The organism is Streptomyces yerevanensis (genome assembly GCF_000716805.1).
Classification (GTDB): Bacteria; Actinomycetota; Actinomycetes; order Streptomycetales; family Streptomycetaceae; genus Streptomyces; species Streptomyces flaveus.
This window is the reverse complement of record NZ_JNWJ01000221.1, coordinates 1-476: the sequence shown is the minus strand read 5'-3', so window position 1 is coordinate 476 and position 476 is coordinate 1. Positions and strand designations below refer to the sequence as shown.

The following is a 476-nucleotide window of genomic DNA, read 5'->3' as shown; positions in this document are numbered from 1 at the left end:
GTTCGCCGGCCGGGCCCGCGACGATGTTCGCGCGCCAGAGGTCGCCGTGGTTGAGCACGCTGGGAGACGTCGGGACGAGCTGCGGAAGGCGTTCACAGACCCGCTCCAGGCCCGCCAGGTCGGCCGGTTCGAGGGCGCTGCGTACCTTGGGCTCACGCAGGTAACGGCGGATCCGATGCTCGGCGAAGAACTCGTGGCCGTCGTCGGCCCAGCCGTTGGCCTGGGGAAGCAGGCCGAGCCATCCGTCGGTGTCCCAGCCGAACCGGTCGCCGCGCACCGTGTGCAGGGTGGCGAAGGTCCGGCCCGCAGCCTCCCAGAACTCGTCTGTGTCGGGCCGGGGGTGCAGCGCCTCCATGAGGAGGTGGTGCGCACTCACTTCGAACACCTGGGGAGTACGGATGCCCGCGCGTTCATGGAGCGCCCTGAGTCCGGCCGCCTCCAGCGGGAACAGGTCGGGCGGAGCGTCGACGGATCCC

The 476-nt window shown here is 71.2% G+C and carries 1 protein-coding gene; it reads right to left on the bottom strand.

The annotated features are described in order from the left end of the window. On the bottom strand, positions 1-400 hold a 400-nt coding region (locus OP79_RS49155), incomplete at its 3' end, for a fructosamine kinase family protein (RefSeq protein WP_245685767.1). Positions 401-476 lie beyond the last annotated feature (76 nt).